This window comes from Pseudomonas sp. AP3_22 TE3818, assembly GCF_053628995.1.
In genome coordinates this window covers 1,774,316-1,800,753 of the sequence record NZ_JBRJHL010000001.1, presented here as the reverse complement: position 1 = coordinate 1,800,753, position 26,438 = coordinate 1,774,316, and the positions used below count along the sequence as shown (strand labels likewise).

Below are 26,438 nucleotides of genomic sequence, written 5' to 3'. Positions count from 1 at the left end.
CTCAGGATTTCGACCAGACAGTACGATTGATGTAGTCGGTGTAACTCAGCACGACCCGAACGACCTGCTTCGACACAGGACCTGCCTGGTAATCCCTGACGACCGGGATAACGCGCTGGCTACGATCATGCTGGCTGGTAACGACACGTACGGCATCCAGAACACCCTCCACTTTCAGGCCACTCATGATGAGAGTACCTTCATCCATCCCTTCCGGACGCTCGTGCGCATTACGAATGGTAATGGCGGGCAGATTCAGAAGAGAGGCTTCTTCGGTGATGGTGCCGCTATCGGACAGCACGCAGAACGCCGACATCTGCAACTTGATGTAGTCGAGCAGACCAAATGGTTTCGAGAAGCGAATCAGCGGATGGTCCAGCGACTCGCCTATCGCTTCCAGACGTTTGCGCGTACGAGGATGCGTGGAAACGATAATCGGGTACTGGTACTTGTCGGCCAGGGCTCGCAGCGTTTTGAGCAAGTCGCGAAGGTTTTCCGGCGTATCGACGTTTTCCTCACGGTGAGCGCTGATGATGAAGAACTTGTCCTGTTCCAGGACTTCTCGCGCCAGCACGTCGGAAGTAAGGATTTTCGGCATGTAATAGTCGAGCACCTCCTCCATATGCGACCCGGTCTTGATGATGGTTTCAGGACGAATGCCTTCAGCGATCAGATAACGCCGGGCATGCTCGGTCAAGACCATATTGATGTCGCTGAGGTGATCGAGCACCTTGCGGTTCAATTCTTCAGGGACGCGCTGGTCAAAACAGCGGTTGCCGGCTTCCATATGGAACACCGGAATCTTGCGGCGCTTGGCGGCAATGACGGCCAGGCAGGTATTGGTATCGCCGTAGAGCAGAAGTGCATCAGGCTTTTCAGCCTCGAATACTTCGTCCGCCTTCGAAATGACTTCGGCGATGGTCTTGGCTGCGGTATCGCCGGCAGCGCCCAGGAAATAATCAGGCTTGCGAATTTCGAGATCATCGAAAAAGACCTGATTCAATTCGAAGTCGTAATTTTGACCCGAGTGAACCAACACATGATTAACCTGCTTATCAAGCTCGGCAATAACGCGGCTCATCTTGATAAGTTCTGGTCGCGTCCCGACCAGCGTCATGACCTTAAGCATCAAGTTGCTCCTGAATGTATTCCAGATTCAACAGAACTTTCTTCACGCCTTCTACATCGAGACGCTCGGTGTTATGGGAGGTGTAATCGTCGAGATCGGAGATTTCCTGCTCGCCCTCGACAAAAAACTTCTTGTAGTTAAGGTCGCGATTGTCCGAAGGGATACGGTAGTAGCGTCCCATGTCTTCGGCCTTGGCCATTTCTTCTCGGGAGATCAGCGACTCGTAGAGTTTTTCGCCGTGGCGAGTACCAATGACCTTGACGGCATTGTCGCGAACAAACAGTTCCTTAAGTGCCTGGGCCAGGTCCGCCACTGTCGAGGCTGGTGCTTTCTGGACGAAAATATCACCTTGCTCGGCATGCTCGAATGCGTGCAGGACCAGGTCAACGGAATCCTCGAGCGACATCAGGAAACGTGTCATGTTCGGGTCAGTGACGGTCAGCGGCTCGCCACTCTGCAGCTGATTGATGAACAACGGGATCACCGAACCGCGCGATGCCATGACGTTACCGTAGCGGGTTGCGCAAATCACCGGGCCTGTCGCCGGAATCATCCGCGATTTGGCAACCATCAGCTTTTCAGCCATGGCCTTGGAAATACCCATGGCGTTGATCGGGTATACCGCCTTGTCGGTACTGAGTACGACAACGCGTTGTACGCCCGAAGCAATGGCCGCATTCAAAACGTTCTCGGTACCCATGACGTTGGTACGCACCGCTTCCATCGGGTAAAACTCGCAGGAAGGCACCTGTTTCAGGGCTGCGGCGTGGAAAATGTAATCCACACCCACCATCGCCTGATCCAGGCTGTCACGATCACGCACGTCACCGATGTAGAACTTCACCTTGTCATTCGACAAGGCAATGCGCATATCTTCCTGCTTCTTCTCGTCACGGCTGAATACGCGAATCTCTTTTACATCGGTATCCAGAAAACGCTTCAACACCGTATGGCCAAACGAGCCCGTACCGCCCGTGATCATCAAAACTTTATTATCGAACATAACTACCTACCCAAACCTGATTGAATTTAATGATCAACGCAACGCGCGCATCGACTTAACCAATTCCAACCACGACGGTGGAACGTAACCGGTTGCCGCCTGAAACTTCGAGGAGTTCAGCGAGCGATCTATAGCAACTTGACTGTCCGCGATGATCTCGATTTCCTTTTCGTAAACTTCCGCCACCAGCTTCAGAAGAGACAACTTGTCAATCGGTGCCACCGAAACATGATACAGGCCGTGAAGCTGTGGATTCGGGATCACATAGTCGCGAATGACACGCGCCAGCTCAACGGTAGGCAGTCCCGAGAAAATGGCCTTCTCATAGCCCTTGACCGGCCCGTTCTGGGACAGGAACCAGTCCACCAGCGAGTACTGGCTCCCCAGTTCGTGACCGATGATGGAGGTCCGCAACGTGACGGCATTCAGGTCCGTGTGAAGCTCGCCGATGTACTTGGACTTTCCATAGAGATCCTCCGCATCGGAGATATCTTCCTCGGTGTACATGCCTTTACGGCCGGAAAACACGCAATCGGTGCTGATATGAATCAGGCGAGCACCGGACAACGCGCACAATTTGGCGATGCGATGCGGCAACATGGCATTGATGGGGAGCGCAGAAAGTGGGTCCTTGGCATCGGCCAATTGCTTGATCAGCCCGACGCAGTTGACGACGACATCCGGCTTGACCCGTGCCAGAACCGAGACCAGTGAGTCCTGGTCAAGCACGTCGACATTACTGATCAACGAACTGTGCATGTCCTCAGAAAAGTATTTTGCGCCACCCGGATTACGCAAAGTGCCCCACACCTCGACGTGCGGGTTTCCATGGAATTGCCTGAACACTGTGCTACCCAGCATTCCGGTGACCCCTAACACAAGAACTTTCATTTTGAGATACCTTTTAATTCATTGATCCTGCTACTGAGGATTTCGACCAAGCGCTGGCTTTGCCGCTCCATCTCGAAATGCTCGAGGAAATACGCCCGACCCGCCTGTCCCAACGATTCCCGCTCATCCGAAGTCATGCGGAAAAGTTGCTCAATGCAGTTGGCCATACCTTCGGCGTCCTGCGCCGCAGTGGTCAAACCGGCTCCGGCCTCCAGAATGACGCGCGCACCCTCGCCATCCAGCGCGGCGATAATCGGCCTCCCCGCTGCCAAGTAAGCCTGGACTTTACTGGGGATGGTATAGGAGAACGCCTCATCCTGCTTCAACGTCACCAACAATCCCTGCGCACGGCTGAAAAAATGCGGCATTTCAGTGGCCGCAAAGCGTCCGGCAAGAACAAGGTTGTCCAAACCGCGGGATTTCTTCTGGCTTTCGATCCAGCTCGACATGCTGCCGCTACCAACCAGTACAATCCTGACCTGCGACAAATGGCGAAGCTTGTCAGCGACCTCAACGAGGGTCTCGACCGACTGCGCGGTCCCCAGGTTTCCGGCAAAAACAAGACAGAAATGATTGTCGAGCTCCGCAAGCAAAGGTACAGGGATCCGGGTCTCTTCTACACTCGGCGGCACGTCCTGATAGGAGTTGGGGTAATACACGACCTTGCCAGGATTGGCATAACGAGCGACCGGGTCTCGAAACGCCCTCGATTGAACAAGCAGCGTATCGACGAAGGCGTAAATGCCTCTCACCAGCCAGCCCACAACGCGCAATATTGCCTTGTTCTTGATGAACCCGGTCGCACTCAAACTCTCTGGCCAGAGATCCTGGACCCATACAACCAGATGGCTTTTGAGTTTCCACTTCAAGTAAATCGCCGGAATAACCGACGTAATGGGAGATGGCGCAAATACAAAAATCGCATCATAGGCCTCCCCTTTCACTGCGCGTGGGTAGTGCTTCAAGCCATTCAAGATAAATGACAAATAGTTCAAGACGAGGTTTTTTGCACCGGAAGTACCACGAGGTCTGAGCGGCGCACGGAAAACACTGACAGAGGACTCGAACTTTTCTTCCTGAGCTCCGGAGGCACTGTAGCCATTAAAGACGACACCATCCGGGTAATTGGGCTTTCCGGTGAGAATTTTTACAACGTGGCCCTGGGCAGATAAAGTTTTAACCAAGTCATTGATAATAAAAGACTCTGGCCAAAAGTATTGCGACACCACAAGAACCTTCATTTATCAAATACCTTTTTTGGGGCTCACGGCCAACGCCAGCAACTCTGACCATGTATTTCTTGAAGTTTTTTCCCAGTCAAACTTATCGCTCTGGGTCACCGCCGCAACGGACAACGCCTTCAACGTATCAGGGCTTGTCAGCGCCTCAGACAGCACATTTTTTATATCTTTTGAATCAAACGGAGAAAAATACAGTGCGGCATCCGCTCCAAATTCCGGCATCGGCATTACGTTGGAGCAAATCATCGGCCTTCCAGAAGCGAGCGCTTCGAGAAGAATATTAGGGCAGTTCTCGCACGACGAGGCAAAGAGATTCAGATAGGCGTGATGATAAAGTGGAGGAAGCGTCTGATAGGGAATAGCGCCCAATAAAAGCACTTGGCCTTCGAGGCCTAGCGTTGCAATGAGAGATTTGACCCGATCGGCCTCCGGCAGGTTTGTTTCACCCACAAGAACCAATGGAAATTTTTCACGAAGTTCCTTTGGCAGCTCCGCATAAGCGCTAACCACTTCATAATGATGTTTGTAAACATCAAATCGCGACACATATAAAACATATTCTCGAGCGGGCAAAAAGTCCGGCCGAAGAACGGCAGAATCGCCATGCGTCCTGAATACCGAGCCGATTCCGTGAGGAATCGTAACTGGATTCTTGATATGGGTCAGCGACTCAATGACACTTCGCGCGTAATTTGAGATGAATATCGTCAGATCCGCTTCGCGCATGCTCTTGAGCATAATACGATTCAACAACCAATTTCTCAGGCGCTGCAATCCAAGTGGAATGCTTTTGCGTACTCGCAAATCAAAGGGGATCATGTTCCGAAACATTGTCGCAACTTTGCAACCTGTTGGAGCAGAGGTGCCCACTACGCCACCGGGACAAAACAGAACGTCAGCTTTCTCAGACTTCAAAATACCGGGCAGCACCCACCGCTCCCACACGGCTCTGACAATCGGGTTTTCAGTGGGCCAGGTTGGTTCGACCCGCTTGATTCTCGGGTGATCAGGCAGCTTGAGTGACGCCGGGGCGAAAACCAGAATCTCAAGATCCGCATTGTCAGGTACGAACTGAAAAAGATTGATCAGGTATGTCTGACCTCCACCAAGACGGGCAGAGAGTGCATTGAAAACTATCTTCATGGAAAACCTTTTGCTCAATCTGGATTAGTGGCTATTTTTATCGAGCCAGGATTGGAACATTAGAATATTCCACAAATGAAGACTGCGATCGTATGTTCCGTTCTGATGCTGGAGCCATGCCGAGCGAATTTTCTGAGAATCGAAGTAGCCCTCTCTCTTGAGCCGCTCCTCCGTTAACAGGTCTTCTGCCCACTCTTTCAGCGGCCCACGCAACCATTGCGCCAATGGAATAGAGAACCCCGCCTTCGGCCTGTCAAAAAATGAAGTAGGAACATATCGCTTAAGAAGCTCGCGAAGCGGCCACTTCCCCACACCATTTTTTATCAGTTGGTCTGACGACAAGGAAAACGCGAGTTCCGCAACCCGATGATCAAGCAATGGAGCACGGGTTTCCAGGCTTGCGCTCATCGCACCACGATCCACTTTAACCAGCAAATCGTCAGGCAAATACTGAGAGACGTCCCAGCGCCGCATTTCCTCGACGTAATCCACTGCCGACTCCCAGGAAACTACGTCTTGCCGTTGAGCATCGACACCCAGCACCACATTGTCGGTCGACTGCCACTGAGACATCAAACCGGTATACATCTGCGCCAGATTTTCAGAACCCAACAGCTCGGACATTCTGTAGATACGTCGACCATTGACTTTGGTTCGAAGACTGCCCGGCAGAATCGAACAGACGTTGTCCCACCCCTTGGACGAGAGCGAACGAAGTGAATAAGCCATGACCTGGCGTGCAGGCAACGGCAGCTTTTTTATACGCTCCCATAGCCCGGCAGTAATCTGGTAACGGGGATATCCGGCAAAAAGCTCATCGCCACCATCACCGGACAGGGCAACGGACACATGCTGTTTTGTCATCCTGGAGACCAGGATTGTAGGTATTTGAGAGGAGTCAGCAAAAGGCTCGTCGTAAATTTCCGGCAGGTGCGGAATTATTGAAACAGCATCGTCGGCACTCAGATAAAACTCGGTGTGATTAGTCCCCAAGTGCTTGGCAATAGCTTTGGCGTAAGGTGCTTCATCAAACTCGGGCTCATTAAACCCGATCGTGTAAGTGTTGATACTGGTAGAGCTTTGTGATTGCATCAACGACACTATCAAGCTTGAATCGACACCCCCTGACAAAAACGCTCCAAGTGGAACATCGGCGATCATTTGCGATTTTACTGCAGCAGACAATCTTTGACCGACAACATCCACAACTTCCTTATCGCTGGCCTGCGAAAGTTCGTGTTTTAACTTGCCAGCTGGCGGTAACGACCAGTAGGAAACGGGGTCCAGCGCACTAGATAACGAGCCGACATTCAAATAGTGTGCCGGCTCCAACTTTTTAATGCCTTCATAGATGGATTCCGGAGCCGGAACATATCCATATCTTACGAACTTGGCCAGCGCATGACGATCAATTCGCAGATCGCTGCCAAATGCAGCCTTGATCGCTTTCAGCTCGGAGGAGAAGACAAAACGGTTACCCACAATACCGTAGTAAAGTGGTTTCTCTCCCATTCTGTCTCGTGCCAATGTAATCGTCTTGGAAACTTTATCCCAAACCGCAAAGGCAAACATGCCCACCAGGTTTTCAAGGGTTTTTTGTACCCCCCACGCACCGAGCGCTGCCAGTAACACTTCTGTATCAGAGTGCCCGCGCCAGACACGCGTCAGACCTGACGCAATCAACTTCTCGCGCAACTCATTAAAATTGTAGATTTCGCCATTGAAAACAATAACATACCGTTCATCATCGGAAACCATCGGTTGACTTCCGTGTACCGAGAGTTCCAGGATCGAAAGCCGTCGGTGTCCCAGCGACACCCCACTATCGGCATCTGACCAAACTGCTCCATCGTCGGGCCCACGATGTATCAGCGCGTCCACCATCTTGCCAACGGCAACGGCGCCTTGCTGATCCAGCTTCCACCCGACAACTCCCGCAATTCCGCACATACCTACTCTCTCAATCCAATGAAAATATTAAAACTCACTTCAAAACCCGAACGAGCTTCATCGTGAAGAATAATCCTAATGCCATCACATAAAAAACCAATGAGTTCAGCAAATATATTTCGCCGTACCAAACCCAGTGCATAACCGATGCAGCACACAGCATGTACAAGAAAATTCGCAAAAAATCATCCTCGCGGCAGCGCGAGTCGATCAACCGCAAGAAGCAGACACTGATGAATCCATTGAGGAAAACACCAAACAGGCCGAAATTCTCAAAAGCCACGCCGGCAACGTGGATCCCACCGAGCCCGGTAATGTAATACCAGAGGGCTGGATTATCCACCATAATGGGTTTTTCCATGCCAAAAGCCGAATAGAAGGGTGACGGTGCCAACGAAAGGAACATATCGAGATAGGTCTGGCCATAGCGCAGATGCTCCCCATCCCAGAAATTGGTTAACTGCTGAACAAGCGGTAAAATGATCGCATTCCAGGAGTTGAACAATAAATACTGCGTAATGTTATCCGAGGTTAAGTCCACATCCATTCGGCTCATTGAAACAACAACACCGCTGACGAGCAGAAGAGCCATGAATACAGCAACGGACAACAGAGCTTTAAGCTTGATAAATTTATTATAGCGAAACAACAGCCCTAGAATCGAAGCGACAACCAGGACAACAAAATCACGATCCCCCGTCATAGCGTTGGCAACACTATAAGAAACCACCAGAGCTGCAGACACAAAAAACATCGATCTGGATGGGTACGAAAATGCCAAGGCAATGATCGCGATGATGGAAAAAACCACTACTGACTCGATACCCGCGAACATTTCAAGCAGTGCGTTCGCGTTTACAAGCCTGAAGCTGATAAAGAAAATGGACAGCGCAAGAAAAATGAAACCTGCCAACTTGAAGTCCAACGCAGAAAAAAAAGTTTCCCGCTCCGCGTGCAAACTTCTGGGCGGCACCGCCAATGACAATAGATAACCAGCAAGTCCACCAGCAACACCAAGAAACCAGACCAGTGAAAGCCGGAATACTAATAGGTCATCCAGATAAAAGTCATAGTCTCCGATAGGCCAAAGTGTAATGGTTTCGCCCCACAAGCAACTGACAAGCCCTAAAAAAGGCACCGAATAGCAAACGGCGTACAACGCAACGAGATATTTTTTTGATACCAGGCACAGAACGCATTGTACGAGCAATACCAGCAGGCACGTCGAAACCAGTAATATAACCATTAACCCTGACCAACAAAAACTAAGCAACTGAACCGTAAACCAGACTCAATACTGGCCCCAATATTACTTTCAGCCATGCACCCTGTGTAACCAACGCACATGCTCAACATATTCATCACTGCACCAACTTACGGCCGCCCAGGACCGCGAGCACGGCAATTTGAGCTGCCAGTGCCAAAACAAAGGATCTGAAAAGATCGACCGCCAACATATCGCCTTTTAACCCTGCCACTACCGTCAGCGACAAATAAACAAACGCATAAACACAGCTACCAAGGAAAACAACCCTGGTCATGTTTTTACTGTGCAATATTTGAGTAACGATTGTAGTTGTAAGCCCAATGCCACCCGCCAGTACTGCGTAAGCCAGAAGATCATTTTTGCTGCAAAAGCTACTGCCGAGCAGGCACAGCCAGTAGCTCTGTGACAAGACCAGGAACACAGGCAAACAAACTGAAATTGATAGCCCGAGCATCAAGTACAACTTACTGGCACTATTCCCGCGCCCTGCCAGTTTTACAATGGCATAGGATGTCAGGGAGCTTGGCAACACAGTTACCAGAATATAAAAAAGGAAAAACAGATTAAAATAGCCAATCTCCGACACGTTCAAGCTCGAGTTGGCAAATATCATCAGACAAACAATATGAACAGGTGCCCCGAGAAGCATACTACCGGCAATGGTCGGAGCCCCTGAGCGCGAAAGCAATGCCGCCATTTGTCGAAAAAAGGAAGGTTCTCGCTCCCCCTTGCCATCATGGCTGAACTGGTTCTTCTTTATTGTAAAGAATCCATATGCAGGCGCGATTAGCGTACACATCGCGAGGGTAAGAATGACCCCCTCTATTTGCCCAGCAATCTTTGCAATGGAAACGACCAGCAGCAATCCAAGAAGACCATGGGCCGCCAGTGCAGCAGCCCATTTCCCCGAGGTGTTAAGGGAGAACATCAACCCGGTTATAGTCAAATTGCAAACACAAGCGAAACCTAGAAAAAATGCTCCGATCAGCAAGTAACCAGAATTCATTTCGTAAGAGGAAGCTGGCGCCGGAAAAATCAAAAACACGATGATACAAAGGGCACCTACAATGATGCCGCCCCATGACATGAGGCCCAAGGAAGTCTTGTAATTCACTTCCTCGGCATTCAGGACCGCATAACGACTTAGCGCGACGCTCAAGCACTCCCCTACCACCGTTGCGATACCTGTGACTATCGCGTAATGGTAAGAGAACACACCGTATAGTTCGACGCCTAAAATTCTTGCCAAACTGAACAACAATACAAACATGCAAAGTTTGTTTGCAAGAACCGTGATTGCGCAGATCTCTTTAATCACTAGCCTTAACTTCTTGCAAAGAACGAGACATACCAACTTGCTGCTTTCAGCATACCTTCACCAACAGTGAAAAGCGGCTTGTAGCCCAACAAACTCTTAGCCTTATCAATATTCGCCTGCGAGTGCCTTACGTCACCAGCCCGGAAATCCCGATAGACCATATCCGATGTAGACTTGACATCAACGCGAGCCAAAGCGTCCTTGATGCAGGAAAAAACCTGATTCAATGTTGTCCTGTCACCGACGGCGACATTGTAAACATTATTCTTTGCTTCAGGACTGGCACAGGCAGCCAGTATATTGGCTTGAACTGCGTTTTCTACGAAGCAAAAGTCCCGACTTGTTTCACCATCACCATTGACGAAAACCTCTTCGTTATTGATCATGGCCGCCGTCCACTTAGGAATCACGGCTGCATAGGCTCCATTCGGATCCTGACGCTTGCCAAAGACGTTAAAATAGCGAAGCCCAATGGTATTGAACCCGTATGTACTGGAAAAAACCTCAGCATACAGTTCGTTTACATACTTTGTGACCGCATAAGGGGACAGCGGCTTGCCAATCACACCTTCAACCTTTGGAAGTCCAGGATGATCGCCGTAGGTAGAGCTCGACGCGGCATAAGTAAAACTTTTTACTTCCGCATCCTTCGCCGCAACCAACATATTCAGGAAACCGTCGATATTGGTACTGTTCGTTGTAACAGGATCATTGATGGAACGCGGAACAGAGCCTAATGCTGCCTGGTGCAATACGTAATCTACCGGAATATCGGTGGCCGCCGGGAAAGTCATCGCGGTTCTGCAATCGTCAATATTTCTGATATCACCTTTTACCAGCACGAAGCGCGCCCATTGCTCAGGACTCACGACTGATTGCACTTCATCGAGATTACGCTGGTGCCCTGTTGCAAAGTTATCGAGACCTACAACCCGCTGATCTAATTGCAGCAGTGTCTCCAATAAATTGGAGCCAATAAATCCGGCCACCCCCGTAACCAGCCAAACCTTTGGGGATTGTTGAATTTCAGCTTTAACTTCTTCGAAACGGGTCATTTGATTCTCGACTTGTTTTTTTCCGGCGGTAACGAATCAGGGTCTTTACAGACCCTGATATTCAGAGACGCAGATCTGATTGAGAGGCATCCAGCAGGTACTTGAGGTCATAGAGAACGTGCTCTGCCTTACCCAGGCTGCGAATTTGTTCAGCCCCCATCGCAGAGAACTCATTGTGTGCAACAGCCAGAATGATACCGTCGTAAGAATCAACCTGCGGTTGAGCGATAGGAGTAATTGAATACTCGTGCATTGCTTCCGCCGCATCTACCCACGGATCATAAACGTCAACAACAATATTGAATTCAGCGAGTTCATTCACAATATCGATGATTTTAGTGTTACGCAGGTCCGGGCAGTTCTCTTTGAACGTCAGCCCCATGATCAAGACGCGAGCACCATCAACATGAATCTTGCGTTTGAGCATCGCCTTGACAAGTTGAGATACTACATAGGCTCCCATGCTGTCATTCAAGCGACGACCCGCCAAAATGATCTCGGGATGATAGCCGATGGACTGTGCCTTGTGAGTCAAGTAATAGGGATCTACACCGATGCAGTGGCCGCCGACCAGTCCCGGACGGAAAGGCAAGAAGTTCCACTTCGTCCCCGCTGCCTCCAGAACCGCCTGGGTATCGATACCCATCTTATTAAAAATAAGTGCCAACTCATTGATCAGGGCGATGTTCAAGTCGCGCTGTGTGTTTTCAATAACCTTTGCCGCCTCGGCAACCTTGATACTCTTGGCCTTATGAGTTCCGGCGACAATTATTGTATTATACAAAGCATCAACCAGATCAGCGACCTCTGGAGTGGACCCGGCAGTTACTTTCTTGATGGTAGTAACACGATGCTCTTTATCGCCAGGATTTATCCGCTCCGGGCTATAGCCTGCATAGAAATCGACATTGAACTTCAGTCCGGATACTTTCTCCAGCACTGGAACACAGTCTTCCTCAGTAGCGCCAGGATAGACCGTTGACTCATAAATAACGATATCGCCCTTTTTCAAAACACGCCCAATCGACTCACTGGCTTTAACCAAAGGAGTCAGATCCGGTCTCTTATGCTCATCAATCGGGGTTGGGACGGTAACAATATATATATTGCAGGCGGACAACTCTTCCAGCACAGAACTGAAACTTAAACCCGACGCAGAACGCAATTCAGAATCAGACACTTCGAGAGTAGCGTCATGACCTGCTTTGAGCGCTTCGATTCGACGTTGGCTGATATCAAATCCGACGACTTGCATTTTTTTTGCCAAACTCAACCGCCAGCGGCAAGCCCACATAACCGAGACCCACTATGGCCAACTTCACATCTTCGAGTTTAAGCATTGTTTTCCCTTGCCATTCATCAATATTAAGTCGATCGTAAAAAGCGCGCCAAATCTTGCGCTTTAAAACAAACATCACGGCTGCGTAAATTAGAAATTATACCGAAAGCGCCTATGGGAGCCATAAGAATTTTCAGAAAGCCAACGAAGAGCTCGAACGCCCTCCTTTCCGCCTGCACACACTCAAAGCCACGGCTGCAACGCAAGCCGCCGCAACGCAATTACCAGTCGTTGATCGCACCCATCTAGCATGGTGCCGGGCACTCACTCAACCCCGCACATGAAAAATATGCAAAACCCCGAAAGCGGTGTTCAGCCTGTCAAAATTCCTGTCGGAACTGACAGCAGGAAGGTCACCGGGATCAATACTCCAACCAAAACCCGATCCGTTTCGACTAAACGGGCAGACAGCCTGCTCCCGGCCCAAAGATAGAAATCCCCTTCCCCAGGTGATTTCCTACAAACTCAGCTATTCCTGCCTCACGACAAACAGCCCGCGAAGCAATACAAAAGCAATGCCTGTGATCAAGCCAGCAATAACACCCAATACAAGGATCAGAGCCTTGCGAGGTTTCACCGGGTTATCAGGCAACTCCACTACCCCGTCTTGCCGATAGACGGACACCACCGCCGGCTCCGTTTTCAACCCCTTGAAGAAGTTGTATCGATCCTGAAGATCACGCAAGTTATCCGTAAAAGGGTCATCGGACTCGCGCGCCTGTAAATTTTCAATTTCCGCCTTTAGCGCTTTCGAGCCACGCATATACGTAAGCTGACCAGCCTCCCCACCCGCAATGACCGACTGGCTCACCGTGATCGCCGGCGGTTTCTCCAGACCGATTGACTCGGCAATCCGCAGCGCCTCGCTCAACCTGGCAATCGAATCCTCTCTGGCCTTGCTGCTTTTCTCTCTGGCGGAACTTATCTGCTGCTCCAAATTACGAGCCCGGACCTCAGACTCAATTGAAACGTTCTTGATCATTTCGCTCTTGGCCAATTCACCAGCCTGAGCCACATATTCAGCAACCCACTCTTTGGCCTTCACAGGATTGGTGGCCTGCACGACAACCGAATACCTGTCAGAGTTTTCCCTGAGTGGCGGAACCACACGCAACACTTCGGAAAATTTCGAATACAGAACATCCCGGGATTTTTTCTGCTCCTCCGAGGACAAACTCGGCACATAAATCTTGCTAAAAAAATCTAGACGAAGTGACTCTGCCTGCAAATATCGAGTGTAAATGTCATAGACATCCTTAACCGTGTAAGGAACCAACTCTGACTCTTTCATTCGACCATAGTTAAAGTTGGATATATCACTCTGAGACGGCGGCATTACAAAAGCTTTCGCCTCATAGACGGGAGAGGCCAGGAAAGCATAGCTCGCAGCCAGAGCAGCCCCCAAAACAGCAAAACCGACAACAACAAGTTTTTGCCTTAAAATCGCACGAACAAATCTTTGAAACTCAAAATCTTCCAACCCATTATCTTTTTTTGAATCAACACGCATATATTGTTAGCCTTATTCACTTAAGCGCTTGCGTTAAATACATAAACCAGACCACTAGAGATGGATCAACATAAACCAGACAGAAGAAGGAGCCCCCTCCTTTTTCTCAACTCACGCTAATTACTTTATTACATCTACGAACGCGCAAACTAACAACACCAGGCAAAATCAATGCCCGGCCTATCGTCCACGCCTCCTCCCCAGGAAATGAGCTACCACAACCCCTCCCCCAAAAATCATCCCCATCAGGAACGAAGCAACTCCAAACATCGAGATCTGTAGCTGGGGTGACGAAAAACCGAAGAAGGAAACAACGACAAGCTGTTGGTTTTCCAGCACGAAGAGCAGACTTGTAATTGATATTAACAAGACTAGCCCAGTGATCATGAATCGCTTGATGCGACTCTTATCTCGCCAACTCATCGCCACCTAGACCCTCCTCTTCCTCATTTACACGATCACGCAATTCTTTACCCGGCTTGAAATGCGGGACGAATTTGCCGTCGAGACTGACAGACTGCCCGGTTTTCGGATTACGACCAACCCGTGGAGCGCGGTAGTGCAGAGAGAAGCTGCCAAACCCCCGGATCTCGATACGATCTCCGGTAGCCAGACATTGGGACATTTGCTCAAGCATGGTCTTGATGGCCAGCTCCACATCCTTGGATGAGAGCAGCCCTTGATGGGTGACAATTCGTTCGATCAACTCCGACTTCGTCATATTTTTCCCTTCTTTTTCAAGCAGCTAGATCAGCGCTCCAAAGGTTTTAGCACGCCGGCATGATTTTGAACAGCCCGAGTTTTGCCATACATCCCACCATCCCGGTATGCCTGATTCCTGAGCCATCACTGCCTCATCGGCAAATCACCAGCATCGTGCGCGTCAGGAAACCTGCGGGATTGAAGCCGAAGGGGAAGCCATCTTCCTCCTCCTTGACATCGTCAGACCTCGCCACCACTTTATAGCCCGCCCCCCTGCACTCCTTGGCCGCGCGCTTGTAACATTTGTCCCATTTCGAACCGAGCCCCGAACAATCAACCTCAATGCCGCTCACCCCGCGTACTACGTGGGTTTTGGCATTAGTGGTACAACCCGCTAGCGCCAGCACTGCTACTGCGACAATTAGCTTGTTCATTCACGTCCTTTTGCCAGATAGCCCAATGGGCGATCATTAGTCTCAGGCTAAAGACTAGCTGCAAATAAGCACTTGATCCGACTAAACAATCAGACATTTTTTCGGCGTCTTTGGTTCACCACTCGAACAGCCAAGGCCAGGCACCCCACCAAATTCCAGACAAAAAAAAGGGCGACCGAAGTCGCCCTTTTTTACAGAAAGTCAGAACTTAGTTCTGCTTTTCCATTTGTGCACGCAGCAGGTCACCCAGAGTGGTGGCCACAGGAGCATCAGTAGCTACTGGCTTGTCGCGCAGGCTCTGGATTGCTTCTTTCTCGTCTTCAACGTCTTTCGACTTGATCGAGAGCTGGATTACACGGCTCTTGCGGTCAACGCTGATGATCTTGGCTTCTACTTCTTCGCCTTCTTTCAGAACGTTGCGCGCGTCTTCAACGCGGTCACGGCTGATTTCGGAGGCTTTCAGAGTCGCTTCGATATCGTCGGCCAGAGTGATGATGGCGCCTTTAGCGTCAACTTCCTTCACGATGCCTTTAACGATGGCGCCTTTGTCGTTCTCTTGAACGTACTCGGAGAACGGATCGCTTTCCAGTTGCTTGATACCCAGGGAGATGCGCTCGCGCTCTGGATCAACCGACAGGATAACGGTGTCCAGCTCGTCGCCCTTCTTGAAGCGGCGAACGGCTTCTTCGCCCACTTCGTTCCAGGAGATGTCGGACAGGTGAACCAGACCGTCGATGCCGCCGTCCAGACCAATGAAGATACCGAAATCGGTGATCGACTTGATGGTGCCGGAGATTTTATCGCCCTTGTTGAACTGGCCAGAGAAATCTTCCCATGGGTTAGATTTGCACTGCTTGATACCCAGGGAGATACGACGACGCTCTTCGTCGATGTCCAGAACCATGACTTCCACTTCGTCGCCGACTTGTACGACTTTCGAAGGGTGGATGTTCTTGTTGGTCCAGTCCATTTCGGAAACGTGTACCAGACCTTCAACGCCTTCTTCCAGCTCAGCGAAGCAGCCGTAGTCGGTCAGGTTGGTTACACGCGCGGTAACGCGAGTGCTTTCTGGGTAACGGGCTTTGATAGCAACCCATGGATCTTCGCCCAGTTGCTTCAGGCCCAGGGAAACACGATTGCGCTCGCGATCGTACTTCAGAACCTTGACATCGATCTCGTCGCCAACGTTGACGATTTCGGAAGGATGCTTGATACGCTTCCAAGCCATGTCGGTAATGTGCAGCAGGCCATCGACGCCACCCAGATCGACGAATGCGCCGTAATCGGTGAGGTTCTTGACGATACCTTTGACTTGTTGGCCTTCCTGCAGGGATTCCAGCAGAGCTTCGCGCTCGGCGGAGTTCTCGGCTTCCAGGACGCTGCGACGGGAAACGACAACGTTGTTGCGCTTCTGGTCCAGCTTGATGACCTTGAATTCCAGCTCTTTGCCTTCCAGGTGCGTGGTGTCGCGCACTGGACGGACGTCAACCAGAGAACCTGGCAGGAACGCACGGATGCCGTTAACGTCGACAGTGAAGCCGCCTTTAACCTTACCGTTGATAACGCCCTTGACCACTTCTTCGGCTGCGAAGGCTGCTTCCAGAACAATCCAGCATTCAGCGCGCTTGGCTTTTTCACGGGACAGCTTGGTTTCGCCAAAGCCGTCTTCAACCGAGTCCAGAGCAACGTGAACTTCGTCACCGACGTTGATGTTCAGTTCGCCAGCGTCGTTGTAGAACTGCTCAAGCGGGATGAGTGCTTCAGACTTCAGGCCAGCGTGAACGGTTACCCAGCGAGCCTGGTAATCGATATCAACGATAACACCGGTGATGATGGAGCCTGCCTGAAGGTTCAGGGTTTTTAGGCTTTCTTCAAAGAGTTCCGCAAAGCTTTCGCTCATTTTAATTCCTGTTGATGAGGGCGAAGAAAACGCCCATCTCCACACCCCAGACGGTGTGGGTTAGTTTCATTTAAAAGAAGCCACCGCAGGACTATGACTGGTCCCCTGCGGCCCTCTTGATCACCCGGCGATATCGCGAATGGCGATCTCGCTCATGATGCGTTCCAGCACCTGGTCGATGGACAATTCCGTGGAATCCAGCTGTATGGCGTCAGCCGCCGGTTTGAGCGGGGCTACCGCTCGCTGGGTGTCACGCTCATCGCGCGCACGTATCTCATCTAGCAGACTCGACAGACTAACACCCTCGACTTTGCCCTTCAACTGCAAATATCGGCGGCGCGCCCTCTCCTCGGCACTGGCGGTCAGAAAAATCTTCAGCGGCGCATCAGGAAAAACCACCGTTCCCATGTCGCGCCCATCCGCCACCAGACCCGGCGCTTCCTGAAAAGCACGCTGGCGCTGCAGCAGCGCCTCGCGCACAGCAGGCAACGCAGCTACCTGGGAAGCGCCGGAACCGACGCTTTCGGTGCGAATGACATCGCTGACTTCATCACCTTCCAGAATGATGCGTTGCAGCTGACCGTCCGTCGCCGCGATGAACTGCACGTCCAGATGAGCGGCAAGTTTCTTCAGCAGTTCCTCGTTGGTCAGGTCGACACCATGGTTATGCGCAGCGAAAGCCAGCAGGCGGTACAACGCACCGGAATCCAGCAGGTTCCAGCCCAGGCGCTTGGCCAGAATCCCGGCTACCGTGCCCTTGCCCGAACCGCTTGGTCCATCGATGGTGATGACCGGTGCAATGTTGTTCACGACTGCGCCTCTTGTGCCACACGAATGCCGACCTGCGCGCACAGCGCCAGGAAGTTCGGGAACGACGTCGCGACGTTGGCGCAGTCATGAATGCGGATCGGCGCACTGGCGCGCAGCGAAGCAACGCTGAACGCCATGGCGATACGGTGATCACCATGACCGTGCACTTCACCGCCGCCGATCTGGCCGCCGTCGATGATGATGCCGTCCGGGGTCGGTTCGCATTTGACGCCCAGTGCCAGCAGACCATCCGCCATGACCTGGATGCGATCCGATTCCTTGACCCGCAGCTCTTCGGCGCCGGTCAGCACAGTGCGCCCTTCGGCACAGGCAGCGGCCACGAACAGCACCGGGAATTCGTCGATGGCCAATGGGACCAACTCTTCAGGAATCTCGATACCTTTGAGTTTAGCTGCCCGTACACGCAGATCAGCCACGGGCTCGCCGCCGACTTCACGCTGGTTTTCCAGCGTGATGTCCGCACCCATCAGGCGCAGGATGTCGATCACACCGGTACGGGTCGGATTGATGCCGACATGCTCGAGCACCAGGTCCGAACCTTCGGCGATCGATGCCGCCACCAGGAAGAACGCCGACGACGAAATGTCGCCCGGCACTTCGATGTGAGTCGCGGCCAGCTTGCCGCCGGACTCAACCGATGCCGTGGCACCGTCAACGCTCACCGGGTAGCCGAAACCGCGCAGCATGCGCTCGGTATGGTCGCGGGTCGGAGCCGGCTCGGTCACGGTGGTCTTGCCTTCGGCATACAGACCGGCCAGCAACAGGCAGGACTTAACCTGGGCGCTGGCCATCGGCATGGTGTAGGTCAGGCCCTTGAGCTTGTTGCCACCACGGATGGTCATTGGTGGACGACCTTCGGCGGCGGTCTCGATCACCGCGCCCATTTCACGCAGCGGATTGGCCACGCGATTCATCGGGCGCTTGGACAGCGAGGCGTCGCCGGTCAGGGTGCTGTCGAAGTTCTGCGCAGCCAGCAGGCCGGACAGCAGACGCATCGACGTACCGGAGTTGCCCAGGTAGATCGGGCCCGGCGCCGGCTTCAGGCCGTGCAGGCCAACGCCGTGAATGGTCACGCGACCGTGGTGCGGACCTTCGATGACCACGCCCATGTCACGGAACGCCTGCAAGGTCGCCAGGGCATCTTCACCCTCAAGGAAGCCTTCGACTTCGGTGACACCCTCAGCGAGGGAACCGAGCATGATCGAACGGTGGGAAATCGATTTGTCACCCGGTACGCGAATCCGACCGGACAGGCGGCCACCAGGTTGAGCCAGGAAAATCAGATCGTTGGAATTCATAGCGTCCACATAGGCCCTGCGGGCCAGGATTTTACTGAAATGCTCGCGGGCAACCCGGGCGCGAGTGAAAACGCCCAACAATTGGTGCCCATCCCCTGCATCGACCGCGTCGCGCAAGGCGTCGAGATCGCTGCGAAATGTATCAAGTGTGCGCAGGACAGCTTCGCGGTTGGCGAGGAAGATGTCGTGCCACATGACCGGGTCGCTTCCGGCGATTCTTGTGAAATCGCGGAAACCGCCCGCAGCGTAACGGAAGATCTCAAGATTTTCATTGCGCTTGGCCAACGAATCGACCAGGCCGAACGCCAGCAAGTGCGGCAGATGACTGGTCGCGGCCAATACTTCGTCATGACGTTCGACCTGCATGTGCTCGACATCGGCACCCAGCGCGCGCCACAAACGGTCGACCACGGCCAAGGCTGCCGGATCGGTCTGATCCAGCGGCGTCAGGATCACCTTGTGCCGACGGAACAGCTCGGCGTTGGAGGCCTCGACCCCACTCTGCTCGGAACCGGCAATCGGATGCCCCGGCACGAAGCATGGCGGCATCTTGCCAAATGCTTCGGTGGCGGCGCGCACCACGTTGCCCTTGGCGCTACCGACATCGGTCAGGATCGCCTGCCCCAGGTCCATGCCGGCCAGACGCACGAGCACTTTCTCCATGGCCAGGATCGGCACCGCCAACTGAATGACATCGGCGCCCTGACAAGCCACGCCCAGGTCTTCTTCGCAGCGATCCACCACCCCCAACTCGACCGCGAGTTTGCGCGATTGTGGATCGAGATCGACCCCGACCACTTCGCGACACATCCCGCTTTCGCGCAAACCCTTGGCAAACGAACCGCCGATCAACCCCAGACCGACCACCACCAGGCGACCGATCATAGGTTCGGCAGATTGCAGTGCAGTGACATCAACCACGAGCCAGAACCTTGGTCAGCGCTTCCAGGAAGCGGCTGTTCTCTGCCGGCAGACCAATGGTGACGCGCAAGTGATTCGGCATGCCGTAGTTGGCCACCGGGCGCACGATCACACCTTCACGCAGCAAGCCCTGGAACACCGGGGCCGCCACCTGGCCAAGATCGACGCAAATGAAATTGCCCTTGGACGCAATCCAGCTCAGCCCCAGCTCACGGAAACCGGCTTCCAGCTGCTGCATGCCAGACTCGTTCAACTGACGGCTCTGTGCCAGATACTCGTCGTCCTTCAACGCCGCACAGGCCGCAGCCAGGGCCAGGCTGTTGACATTGAACGGTTGGCGCACACGGTTCAGCACGTCTGCGACTACCGCCGTGGACAAGCCATAACCCACGCGCAACGCCGCCAGACCGTAGGCCTTGGAGAAGGTGCGGGAAACCAGCAGGTTCGGATAAGCCGCCAGGAAGTCCAGGCCATCCGGCAGATCGCTGCCTTCGGCGTACTCGATATAGGCCTCGTCCAGTACGACCAGCACATGCTCAGGAACATCCTGCAGGAATTCGTCCAGTGCCTCGGCGTCGAACCAGGTCCCGGTCGGATTGTTCGGGTTGGCGATGAAGACCACGCGGGTATTGGCGTCGATGGCCGCCAGCATTGCCGGCAGGTCATGCCCCCAATTCCTGGCCGGAACCACCTTGGCTTGCGCACCGACCGCCTGAGTGGCAATCGGATAGACAGCGAACGCATGCTCGCTGAACACGGCGTTCAGGCCCGGCGCCAGATAGGCACGCGCGACCAGTTCAAGGATGTCGTTGGAACCATTGCCCAGCGTAACCTGATCAAGTTCGACGCGGCACTGCTCGGCCAACAGGCTCTTGAGGGCAAAGCCGTTGCCGTCCGGATAACGGGTCAGCTCGGCCAGCGCATCGCGGATGGCTGCCAACGCCTTGGGGCCGGGGCCCAGCGGGTTTTCGTTGCTCGCCAGTTTGATGATGCTGGCTGGATCGAGGTCCAGCTCACGAGCCAGTTCGTCCACGGGTTTGCCCGGAACGTAAGGCGAAAGTTGTTGCACGCCCGGCTGTGCCAGAGCGAGGAAATTGCCACTCATTTGCTACCGCCCTTAGAGAACTGCTTTCGGGTAGGAACCCAGCACTTTGAGTGCCACTGCTTCCTGACTGATTTTTTCCAGCACACCTTTTACCAGCGGATCGCGGTGGTGGCCGACAAAATCGATGAAGAACACGTAGGTCCATTTGCCGCTGCGCGACGGACGGGTCTCGATTCGCGTCAGGTCGATGCCGTTGTCGTGGAACGGCACCAGCAACTCATGAAGCGCACCCGGCTTGTTGCTCATCGAAACGATGATCGAGGTCTTGTCGTCGCCGGTCGGCGGCACTTCCTGGTTACCGATCATGAGGAAGCGCGTGGAGTTATCCGGGCGGTCCTCGATTTTTTCGGCCAGACGGGTCAAGCCGTACAGGCCGGCCGCCATGTCACCGGCAATCGCCGCCGAGTTCCACTCGCCCTTGACCCGCTTGGCCGCTTCGGCGTTGCTGGACACCGCCACGCGCTCGACATTCGGGTAATGGGCATCCAGCCACTTGCGGCACTGGGCCAGGGACTGGGCATGGGAGTAGATGCGGCTGATGCTGTCGGTCTTGGTGTTTTCACCGACCAACAGGTGATGGTGGATACGCAGCTCGACTTCGCCGCAGATCACCATGTCATGCTCGAGGAAGCTGTCGAGGGTGTGGTTGACCGCGCCTTCGGTGGAGTTTTCCACCGGCACGACGCCAAAGTTCACCGCCCCGGCCGCCACTTCACGGAACACTTCGTCGATCGCCGCCATCGGCTTGCTGATCACCGCGTGACCAAAGTGCTTCATGGCCGCCGCCTGGGTGAAGGTACCCTCCGGGCCGAGATAAGCCACTTTCAACGGCTGCTCGAGTGCCAGGCAGGAAGACATGATTTCGCGGAACAGCCGCGCCATCTCTTCGTTACCCAGCGGCCCCTGGTTACGCTCCATGACACGCTTGAGCACCTGAGCCTCACGCTCAGGACGATAGAACACCGGCACTTCGCCTTCGGCCAGCGAGGCCATCTTTACTCGCGCGACTTCCTGGGCGCAGCGCGCACGCTCACTGATCAGCTCCAGGACCTTTTCGTCCAGGGCATCAATGCGCAGGCGCAGTGCCTTGAGTTCTTGCTCAGACATTAGCCGTGTTCCTTCTCGAACTCTGCCATGTACGAAACCAGCGCGTTGACGGCGTTGATGTCGACGGCGTTATAGATGGAGGCGCGCATGCCGCCCACGGAGCGGTGCCCCTTGAGGTTCAACAGGCCGCGCTCGTCGGCACCGGCCAGGAACGGCTTGTCCAGACGATCATCAGCCAGGCGGAACGGCACGTTCATCCACGAGCGGTCCGACTTGTTGATCGGGTTGCTGTACAGGCCGCTGGCATCGATGAAGCTGTACAGCGTGCGCTGCTTGACTTCGTTGAGCTTGCCGATGGCCTCGACGCCGCCCTGCTCTTTCAGCCACTCGAACACCAGGCCGGACAAGTACCAGGCCAGGGTCGGCGGGGTGTTGTACATCGAACCGTTGTCGGCCGCGACCTTGTAATTGAGCATGGTTGGGCACAGGGAGCGGGCATTGCCCAGCAGGTCTTCGCGAACGATGTTGACGACGATACCGCTAGGGCCGATGTTTTTCTGGGCACCGGCGTAGATCATGCCGAAACGCGAAACATCCACCGGGCGCGACAGGATGTCCGAGGACATGTCGGCCACCAGAGGAACGTCACCGGTTTCCGGAATCCACTGGAACTCCAGGCCACCGATGGTTTCGTTCGGCGCATAGTGAACGTAGGCCGCGTCTTTCGACAGTTTCCACTCGTTCTGACCGGGAATGGCGAAATAGTCGTAGGGTTTGGCGGTGCCGGCAACGTTGACGTGGCCGTAGCGCGAAGCTTCTTCGATGGCTTTCTGCGACCAGATACCGGTGTCGATATAGTCGGCCGAACCATTTTCCGGCAGCAGGTTCAGAGGAATCTGCGCGAATTGCTGGCTGGCGCCACCTTGCAGGAACAGCACTTTATAGTTCGAGGGGATATTCAGCAGATCACGCAGATCCTGCTCGGCCTTGGTGGCGATGGACACGAACTCATCACTGCGATGGCTCATTTCCATGACCGACAAACCCTTGCCGTGCCAGTCGAGGAGTTCACCCTGGGCGCGCTGCAGGACAGCTTCGGGAAGCGCCGCAGGACCGGCACAGAAGTTATAGGCTCTCTTGCTCACATCCAATCTCGCTCTGATTTGGGGGTATCACATATCAGTCGACGCCAACCTGATGTGGGAGCGGGCTTGCTCGCGAAAACGGGCTGACATTCAGCAAAGATGTCGCCTGATACTCCGCTTTCGCGAGCAAGCCCGCTCCCACAGGGGATCTCATGGGCGTCGATATTTCATTACGGACAAACAACAAGGGGGCGAATTCTCATCCGCCCCCTCATGTCCACTTATTCTTGTGGCTCTTCGTCAGCAGCGGCGTCGAGTTGCTGGTCTTCAACGGCATCGTCGATCACGACGTCACCATCGAACACCGCCCCCTCTTCACCTTCCAGTTCTTCACCTTCGATTTCCGAAGGCTCCTGAACCCGCTCAAGGCCGACCAGGGTTTCATCCTTGGCCAGTTTGATCAGGGTCACGCCCTGGGTGTTACGACCCAAGCTGGACACTTCGTCGACACGAGTACGCACCAGGGTGCCCTGGTCGGAAATCAGCATGATTTCCTCGCCGTCGAGCACCTGGACCGCGCCGACCAGACGGCCGTTACGCTCGTTGCTGACCATGGCGATAACGCCTTGACCACCACGTTTGTACTCAGGGAACTCGGTGATCGCGGTGCGCTTGCCAAAACCACGCTCGGAAGCGGTGAGGATCTGGCTGCCTTCTTCCGGGATCAGCATGGAAATCAGCTTCTGGCCTTCCGGCAGACGCATGCCGCGCACACCGCGGGCAGTACGGCCCATGGCGCGAACGTCGGATTCCTTGAAGCGGGTAACCTTGCCACCGTCGGAGAACAGCATCACTTCACGCTCGCCATCGGTAATGGCGGCAGAAATCAGCACGTCGCCTTCATCCAGCTCCAGCGCGATCAGGCCGACGCTACGCTGACGGCTGAAGGATTCCAGCGGGGTCTTCTTCACGGTGCCGTTGGCAGTGGCCATGAAGATGTAGTGACCTTCGGTGTATTCCTCGACCGGCAGCATGGTGGTGATGTATTCACCGTCATCCAGCGGCAGCAGGTTGACCAGCGGACGACCACGGGCAGCGCGGGACGCCTCAGGGATTTCGTAGGTTTTCAGCCAGTACACCTTGCCCTTGCTCGAGAACAGCAGCAGCGTGGTGTGGCTGTTGGCAACCAGCAGGTGAGCGATGTAGTCCTCATCCTTGACGCCGGTCGCCGACTTGCCTTTACCGCCACGACGCTGGGCCTGGTACGCAGCCAATGGCTGGGTCTTGGCATAGCCGCCGTGGGAAATGGTCACGACGCGCTCTTCTTCCGGGATCATGTCACCCAGGGTCAGGTCGAGACGGGCATCAAGAATCTCGGTGCGACGCACGTCGCCGTACTCGGCACGAATCACTTCCAGCTCTTCGCGGATCACTTCCATCAGGCGCGTGGCGCTGTTGAGGATGCGGATCAGCTCGCCGATCTGGTTGAGGATCTCTTGATACTCGGCCAGCAGTTTTTCGTGTTCCAGGCCGGTCAGGCGGTGCAGGCGCAGTTCCAGAATGGCTTGCGCCTGTTCCGGCGACAGGAAGTACTTGCCATCGCGCAGACCGTATTGCGGATCGAGGTTTTCCGGACGGCACGAATCGGCGCCGGCACGCTCGACCATCGCCACCACGGCCGAGGACTCCCAAGGGGTGCTGACCAGCGCTTCCTTGGCTTCCGACGGCGTTGGCGAGGCCTTGATCAGGGCGATGACCGGGTCGATGTTCGACAGGGCAACCGCTTGACCTTCAAGGATGTGACCGCGCTCGCGGGCCTTGCGCAGTTCGAATACGGTACGGCGAGTGACGACTTCGCGACGGTGACGCACGAAGGCTTCCAGCAGGTCCTTGAGGTTCAGGATCCGCGGACGGCCGTCGATCAGCGCGACGATGTTGATGCCGAACACCGCTTGCAGCTGGGTCTGGGCGTAGAGGTTGTTGAGGATCACCTCAGGCACTTCGCCGCGACGCAGCTCGATCACGACGCGCATACCGTCCTTGTCGGACTCGTCGCGCAGTTCGGTGATGCCTTCGAGCTTCTTCTCTTTTACCAGCTCGGCGATCTTCTCGATCAGACGCGCCTTGTTCAACTGGTAAGGGAGTTCGGTGATGACGATCTGCTGACGGCCACCGACCTTGTCGATGTCTTCGATCATCGAGCGGGCGCGCATGTAAATGCGGCCACGACCAGTGCGGTAGGCTTCGATGATGCCGGCGCGACCGTTGATGATCGCAGCGGTCGGGAAGTCCGGACCGGGGATGTATTGCATCAGCTCGTCGACAGTCAGCTCGGGATTGTCGATGAGCGCCAGGCAACCGTCGATGACTTCACCGAGGTTGTGCGGCGGAATGTTGGTCGCCATGCCCACGGCGATACCGCTGGAACCGTTGACCAGCAGGTTGGGAATACGGGTCGGCATGACCGCCGGGATCATTTCGGTGCCGTCGTAGTTCGGCACCCAGTCCACGGTTTCTTTGTGCAGGTCGGCCAGCAGCTCGTGCGCCAGCTTGGTCATGCGCACTTCGGTGTATCGCATGGCCGCGGCGTTGTCGCCGTCCACCGAACCGAAGTTGCCCTGGCCGTCTACCAGCAGGTAGCGCAGGGAGAATGGCTGTGCCATCCGAACGATGGTGTCGTACACCGCGGTATCACCGTGCGGGTGATACTTACCGATCACGTCACCGACAACACGGGCAGATTTCTTGTACGGCTTGTTGAAGTCGTTGCCCAGCTCGCTCATCGCGAACAGCACGCGCCGGTGCACGGGCTTCAAGCCATCGCGCGCATCCGGCAGTGCCCGCCCGACAATTACGCTCATCGCGTAGTCGAGGTAGGACTGCTTCAGCTCGTCTTCGATATTGACCGGGAGGATTTCTTTGGCCAGTTCGCCCATGAGAAGCCTGATTCCTTTTTCTGGTGAAACTTCGTCAGGACCAACGAAGCTCGCCGCTGCAGGCTCGGTGCCATGCAGTGGCTTACGACAAATCAACGAGTTATGCCATGGATCTGCGCAGTAAAGGTCACCCCGAAGGGTAACCATGGAAACCGCCGGATGTTATCACAAGAGCCGCCACGCACCTATCCCCCAGATGCGCATGGAGAGTAGTTAGTTGACCGGTGACAGGCTTGAAGGGGACGAGAGGGGCTTAGAGCTGTGTTGAATGGAGAATTTATGGCCGATTCGGGTTGATTTGTTGGCTTTCAGGGCCTCTTCGCGGGCAAGCCC

19 protein-coding genes and 1 pseudogene are annotated in these 26,438 nt (G+C 54.2%); all 20 read right to left on the bottom strand.

Translation table 11 applies throughout. From position 1 onward, the window contains the following. Position 1 precedes the first annotated feature (1 nt). Entirely contained in the window at positions 2-1,129 is a 1,128-nt protein-coding gene (wecB, locus tag AB7M25_RS08405) for a non-hydrolyzing UDP-N-acetylglucosamine 2-epimerase (protein ID WP_454237158.1), read from the bottom strand. Continuing rightward, positions 1,122-2,132, bottom strand: coding sequence for a polysaccharide biosynthesis protein (locus AB7M25_RS08400; protein WP_015093995.1), 1,011 nt, complete (start codon positions 2,130-2,132; stop codon positions 1,122-1,124). The genes wecB and AB7M25_RS08400 overlap by 8 nt, the downstream gene beginning before the upstream one ends. Before the next feature lie 33 nt (positions 2,133-2,165). Next, positions 2,166-3,023 carry a dTDP-4-dehydrorhamnose reductase family protein gene (locus AB7M25_RS08395; protein WP_429388163.1) on the bottom strand — a complete coding sequence of 286 codons (858 nt, stop codon included), beginning with the start codon at positions 3,021-3,023 and terminating at the stop codon, positions 2,166-2,168. Next, a complete protein-coding gene (locus AB7M25_RS08390; protein WP_454237157.1) occupies positions 3,020-4,264 on the bottom strand; it encodes a glycosyltransferase family 4 protein in 1,245 nt (414 codons plus the stop codon). The genes AB7M25_RS08395 and AB7M25_RS08390 overlap by 4 nt, the downstream gene beginning before the upstream one ends. 3 nt (positions 4,265-4,267) lie before the next feature. Then, positions 4,268-5,407, bottom strand: coding sequence for a glycosyltransferase family 4 protein (locus AB7M25_RS08385; protein WP_429388167.1), 1,140 nt, complete (start codon positions 5,405-5,407; stop codon positions 4,268-4,270). 24 nt (positions 5,408-5,431) lie between these two features. Continuing rightward, positions 5,432-7,357: an asparagine synthase (glutamine-hydrolyzing) gene (asnB, locus tag AB7M25_RS08380; RefSeq protein WP_429388170.1), complete on the bottom strand. Its 1,926-nt coding sequence runs from the start codon at positions 7,355-7,357 to the stop codon at positions 5,432-5,434. A 34-nt stretch (positions 7,358-7,391) separates the two neighbouring features. Beyond that, positions 7,392-8,603, bottom strand: coding sequence for a hypothetical protein (locus AB7M25_RS08375; RefSeq protein ID WP_429388172.1), 1,212 nt, complete (start codon positions 8,601-8,603; stop codon positions 7,392-7,394). Between the two features lie 115 nt (positions 8,604-8,718). Continuing rightward, a complete protein-coding gene (locus AB7M25_RS08370; RefSeq protein WP_429388174.1) occupies positions 8,719-9,942 on the bottom strand; it encodes an oligosaccharide flippase family protein in 1,224 nt (407 codons plus the stop codon). Positions 9,943-9,947: 5 nt separating this feature from the next. Then, on the bottom strand, positions 9,948-10,997 hold the full coding sequence (locus AB7M25_RS08365) for an NAD-dependent epimerase/dehydratase family protein (RefSeq protein WP_429388177.1): 1,050 nt from the start codon (positions 10,995-10,997) through the stop codon (positions 9,948-9,950). A gap of 61 nt (positions 10,998-11,058) precedes the next feature. Continuing rightward, positions 11,059-12,337: pseudogene (tviB, locus tag AB7M25_RS08360) on the bottom strand (Vi polysaccharide biosynthesis UDP-N-acetylglucosamine C-6 dehydrogenase TviB). Between the two features lie 468 nt (positions 12,338-12,805). Next, complete coding sequence (locus AB7M25_RS08355) at positions 12,806-13,846, bottom strand: LPS O-antigen chain length determinant protein WzzB (RefSeq protein WP_429516672.1); 1,041 nt, start codon at positions 13,844-13,846, stop codon at positions 12,806-12,808. A gap of 406 nt (positions 13,847-14,252) precedes the next feature. After that, complete coding sequence (gene ihfB, locus AB7M25_RS08350; protein WP_104448966.1) at positions 14,253-14,567, bottom strand: integration host factor subunit beta; 315 nt, start codon at positions 14,565-14,567, stop codon at positions 14,253-14,255. A 133-nt stretch (positions 14,568-14,700) separates the two neighbouring features. After that, entirely contained in the window at positions 14,701-14,982 is a 282-nt protein-coding gene (locus tag AB7M25_RS08345; protein ID WP_429388181.1) for a hypothetical protein, read from the bottom strand. Between the two features lie 208 nt (positions 14,983-15,190). Continuing rightward, on the bottom strand, positions 15,191-16,882 hold the full coding sequence (rpsA, locus tag AB7M25_RS08340; RefSeq protein WP_007973639.1) for a 30S ribosomal protein S1: 1,692 nt from the start codon (positions 16,880-16,882) through the stop codon (positions 15,191-15,193). Positions 16,883-17,002: 120 nt separating this feature from the next. After that, positions 17,003-17,692, bottom strand: coding sequence for a (d)CMP kinase (gene cmk / locus AB7M25_RS08335; RefSeq protein ID WP_007973641.1), 690 nt, complete (start codon positions 17,690-17,692; stop codon positions 17,003-17,005). Continuing rightward, positions 17,689-19,896 (bottom strand): bifunctional prephenate dehydrogenase/3-phosphoshikimate 1-carboxyvinyltransferase, encoded by a 2,208-nt coding sequence (locus AB7M25_RS08330; RefSeq protein ID WP_429516742.1) that lies wholly within the window; start codon positions 19,894-19,896, stop codon positions 17,689-17,691. The genes cmk and AB7M25_RS08330 overlap by 4 nt, the downstream gene beginning before the upstream one ends. 28 nt (positions 19,897-19,924) lie before the next feature. Then, positions 19,925-21,037: a histidinol-phosphate transaminase gene (gene hisC / locus AB7M25_RS08325; protein WP_429388183.1), complete on the bottom strand. Its 1,113-nt coding sequence runs from the start codon at positions 21,035-21,037 to the stop codon at positions 19,925-19,927. 12 nt (positions 21,038-21,049) lie between these two features. Continuing rightward, positions 21,050-22,144 (bottom strand): prephenate dehydratase, encoded by a 1,095-nt coding sequence (gene pheA / locus AB7M25_RS08320; protein ID WP_007939916.1) that lies wholly within the window; start codon positions 22,142-22,144, stop codon positions 21,050-21,052. Next, the gene (gene serC, locus AB7M25_RS08315) at positions 22,144-23,229 is read right to left on the bottom strand and encodes a 3-phosphoserine/phosphohydroxythreonine transaminase (protein WP_429388185.1); all 1,086 of its coding nucleotides are present in this window, start codon (positions 23,227-23,229) and stop codon (positions 22,144-22,146) included. Before serC ends, pheA begins: the two co-directional genes overlap by 1 nt. A 221-nt stretch (positions 23,230-23,450) precedes the next feature. Then, a complete protein-coding gene (gene gyrA, locus AB7M25_RS08310) occupies positions 23,451-26,105 on the bottom strand; it encodes a DNA gyrase subunit A (RefSeq protein ID WP_218479647.1) in 2,655 nt (884 codons plus the stop codon). Positions 26,106-26,438: the final 333 nt, after the last annotated feature.